Below are 4,442 nucleotides of genomic sequence, written 5' to 3' on the forward strand. Positions count from 1 at the left end.
CGTGAATCTACCAGCGATTTGAAATATTAAATCTAAAAATTGCTCATGATCGTAAATTATTTCATCAGGAACAATATATATAGTTGCACCTTTAATCCAAGGTCTATATATTTCCCATTGAAATAATACATATGCTATAGGATATCCTGATTTACTGAGACTTACTTGCTCTCGCCTCAATTCCCCAGTAACAATTGCCTGATGGGTTAATATTACGCCTTTTGGTTCTCCTGTACTTCCCGATGTGTAGATAATATTGGCTATATTTTTAGGGTCTATGGATGGTAATTTTTGTTCTGGGTTTAGGGGAAAGTTCCAGTTATCTTCTCTATCTATAGGTAAAATTTGTAGAGGGTTTTTACTACTTAATCTTTGGTAATATTGGCTCTTGCTAATAATTAAACTAGGTTTAGCATCTGCCACTATTTTGGCAAGCAAAGCATCAGGATATTTTAATTCTAGGGGCATAAAAGCCCCACCAGCTTTTAGGATAGCGATACAAGCAATAATATAGTCTTGAGATTTTTCCAGTAAAACTCCAACAGGTTGATTTGAAGTGACTCCTTGTTTTTGAAGGTAACCCGCTAAGTTATCTGTCAACTGGTCTAGTTTTTGATAGGTAATTGAATTTGTCCGATCTACGATCGCAATTGCCTCTGGCGTTCTTTGTGCTTGTAATTTAAATAAATTAGGTAAGCTGATAAAATTTTGTTTTGCATAAATTAAGTCTTTGTCAATTATCATTTCTGATGTTATAGCGGTTTTCACTTTAATTCAATACAATATGAGTGGGATGGGCATCACTGCCAGTCAAAATTTTATCACATAAAATCACATAAATTTGTATTCCATTAAACTGAAAACCGCTATATATTATTATCGAAAATTTATCTACCAAGTTTCCGTATCTACGGGAGACAAAAAAAGTTTGTAATTAACCTACCATCATAGGCTTATTTATCTAATTAACTAAGTATTAAAGTATTTTGCTACAGGATGATGAGCAACAAACGCCGTGGTAGACTGTTCCGGAAGTAGATGCTCGCTTTCATTCATATACACATCGATGCGAGAGGTATCGAGTAAATCCATTTGTTTGAATTGATCTGCCATATTAGGACAAGCAGGATAACCGAAACTATAACGAGATCCTCGATAGCGTTGGCGCATTATATCGGTTATATTATCGGGTTCTTCCGCCCCAAATCCTAACTCCTTACGGATTCTAGCGTGCAGCCAGTCCGCTATAGCGTCTGCCATCTGCATCGCCACACCATGGTAATAGTGGTAGTCAAGATAATTATCCGCTTCAAATAGCTTCTGTGCATGGGTGGTTCCTATTTCACCTGCTGTTACAATTTGCATCGGTAAGACATCAATTTGACCTGATTCTTTAGTGGCATAGAAATCCGCAATACAAAGACGTTTTCCTCCACGTTGACGGGGGAATTCAAAGCTTGTTAGTAGTTTATTGTGATCTTGTGGATCGTAGACATACACTGTATTCCCTTCGGCGTTACAGGGGAAATAGCCATAAATTGCTGCCGGATGTATTAGGTCATGGGCAATAACTTTTTCTTTCCATTCTTCTAAAATTCCATAAGCTTTTGTTGCTAAAAAGTCATTATAATCTTGTTGTGATTGATCTTTTAGCTTACGGAACCGCCACCGTCCGACGTATAAAAGCTGTACATCTACATAAGGGTAAATGTCTTCAATTGATATGTCTCCATCTTTTAATACTTGAGTTCCCCAAAAAGGAGGAGTAGGGCGTTCTACATCTAAAGTTACTACATGGGAACGCTTAGTATCAATTACCACAGATTTTTTTGCCGATGATTCTTTTGCCAAAGATTCTTCAGTATAAACAAATGAGTCATTCATATAAAGTTTATATTGATTGGCTTCTGCAAATGGCATTTGCCCCATCTCTTCTAAGGTTAGTGGGGGGGGAGGTGAAGTTTCTTCATCTAAAAATCCTTTCAGGTCGTCCCAATTATCTTCAGCTTTTGCTGCCATTAGTTTATCCATAAAATGCCAATCAACAAAAGCATTTTTACCATATACAACTTGACCTTTATAGGTAGTTTTGCAATCCTTTTCCACAAACTTAGGAGTTAATGCAGCGCCACCTAAGATAACAGGAACGGTAATGCCTTTTTGATTAAAAATTTCCAAATTATCTTTCATAACTGCCATAGTCTTGATCAACAAGCCACTCATGGCAATGCAGTCTGGTTGATGTTCTTCGTAGGCTTTGAGAATGTTGTCAACTGGTTGGTTAATGCCTAAATTAATTACCTTGTAACCATTGCTAGAAAGGATAATATCAACTAGATTTTTACCAAGATCGTGAAGGTCACCTTCTACCGTCGCAATCAGACATTTACCCTGAGTAATATCGTCAGCTTCTTCCTTATCCATATGGGTTTCTAAATACGCTACCGCCGTTTTTTTAGTCTCCGCCGATTTTATAACGGACGGTAACGGAATTTCTCTTGAACCATATAATTCGCCGACAGTCCTCATAGCCTGTAAGAGGCAAGTGTTAATAATCTGTCGGGGTGAATAGTCTTTTAAAGCTTCCTCTAAAGCTTCCTCTAAACCAATCGATTCGCTATCAATAATATGTTGTTTGAGACGTTCTAAAACGATTTTGTTCATTGTTAGTTGTGGGAGCTCGACACCCATTGATAAAATAGCTAAAGTTTTTATTGCTAAATCAATAGTGATTTGGTTGATACCCTTCAGTATACAAAGCTAGCCATGTTGCAATTTGCCTATTGTATGTACATCGGTATATTCCAGCATGTCAGTCAACAACACAAATTACAAATTATTATTTAGCAAACAGAATATATATAAAGTTTTCCATAACTTACTAGAATAAGTCTAGGAGATTGATGTAAATTTTTGTAAAGCAGCATTTCTACCGGCGATTCTACCAAACACCAGGCATTCAGTTAAAGAAGAACCCCCTAGGCGAGAGGCACCATGAATACCTCCTGTCACTTCTCCTGCAGCATACAAGCCTTTTATGGGCTGGCCATTATTATCAATAACTTGAGCTTTAGCGTTGATGGTAACGCCTCCCATAGTGTAATGTACCTTAGGCCACAATCGCATAGCATAATATGGAGCATGGAGAGGTTTTGCCTCTAATGGAATAGGCTTTTGCCAACTCTCATCTTTCTTATTCTCGACATACTTGTTGTAGCGATCGAGAGTTTCTTTTAAAGCGTGATAAGGCAGAGAATATGCTGCAGCAAGTTCCTCCAAGTATTCAAACTTTTTCACAATATTCCTGCTTAAGTACCGATCCATACTGTGACCAGAAATGTTCATGCCTTCCAAATCAGCAATACCAATGCTGGGTTGACCAATGTCTAAAATTGAATCTGCTCTAATTTTTCTGTCCGCTAATTCATTAAAAAAACGCTTTCCTGTTAAGGGATGAACCACTATCCCATAGGGAAAAACTGTATAAAAAAATTCGGTAGCAACTTGATCACGTTTCTCGTCAGGAGAACTCCAAGATGATAACTGAATATATTCCAAATGGACAGAACTAGCACCAATCTTGATCGCCTCTAGCATTCCTTCTGCTGTAGTATCCGAACGATTAGTATTACCTACAGTGCTGGTTAGACGAGCATCATGAAGGATTCGGAAAGCAACATCTCCGCCAAAACCACCAGTAGCTAAAACGACACCGGTATTTGCATAGACTGCTCTGGCTTGGTTTTCCTTTTTGTCATAAACTTCAATCTCTCGAACATCCTTTCCGAACTTTGTGAGGCAAATATTGGTTTTGATATCAATGCCCAACTCCTTTACCTTTGAAAGAAGAGGTTTCACAATTGCTGTTCCAGAAAAATTGTGTAGCAGATGGATACGAGGAACAGAATGGCCGCCAAAGATTATGGGCTTATCTCTAAATTTGACAGCTAAATATTCAGTAAGCCACTCTAGTACAGAATTAGACTGTTGAGCAACTATCTTAGCCAGAGATGCATCATTCATATTCAAGCCAGCTCTCAACATATCCTCATACATGAGTTCCCAAGAATCTAGAATACCGTATTGTTTCTGAAAATCAGTCCCCGCAAGCGCCACCCCTCCATCACTCATGATGGAATTTCCGCCACAGCTGCTGCGTTTTTCCAGAACAACTACCGATGCACCAGCATTTTTGGCTTCAACCGCAGCCGCTAGTCCAGCAACTCCACTACCAACAACTACCACGTCTGCCTCTGTATCCCAATTAGAGAAAGTAGACTTATCCATCACTTCACTGCTATTGTTAATCTGCTGTTATAGCAGTCGCCAGGGCAGTTAGGACATGACAAAAGTCTCAAAGCTAAGTAAGCGCAATAGTTTTACTTCTGACTTCTGACTTCTGACTTCTGACTTCTGACTTCTGCTATAACCTCTCCCTTTAA

General features: G+C 38.5%; 2 protein-coding genes and 1 pseudogene. All 3 read right to left on the reverse strand.

Annotation, left to right across the window (positions count from 1 at the left end):
* Positions 1-768: AMP-binding protein (locus tag F6K38_RS35555; RefSeq protein ID WP_287359776.1), on the reverse strand; the 768-nt coding region annotated here is incomplete at its 3' end.
* 201 nt (positions 769-969) lie between these two features.
* Positions 970-2,664: pseudogene (locus F6K38_RS35560) on the reverse strand (vitamin B12 dependent-methionine synthase activation domain-containing protein); the annotation flags it as partial.
* Between the two features lie 228 nt (positions 2,665-2,892).
* Positions 2,893-4,287: a flavocytochrome c gene (locus F6K38_RS35565; protein ID WP_287359777.1), complete on the reverse strand. Its 1,395-nt coding sequence runs from the start codon at positions 4,285-4,287 to the stop codon at positions 2,893-2,895.
* Between the last annotated feature and the right edge of the window lie 155 nt (positions 4,288-4,442).

Source organism: Moorena sp. SIO3B2 (assembly GCF_010692525.1).
Classification (GTDB): domain Bacteria; phylum Cyanobacteriota; class Cyanobacteriia; order Cyanobacteriales; family Coleofasciculaceae; genus Moorena; species Moorena producens.

Coding starts and splice junctions, on each gene's coding strand:
- F6K38_RS35565 (WP_287359777.1), bottom strand. CDS start 4,287: ATGGATAAGTCTACTTTCTCTAATTGGGATACAGAGGCAGACGTGGTA.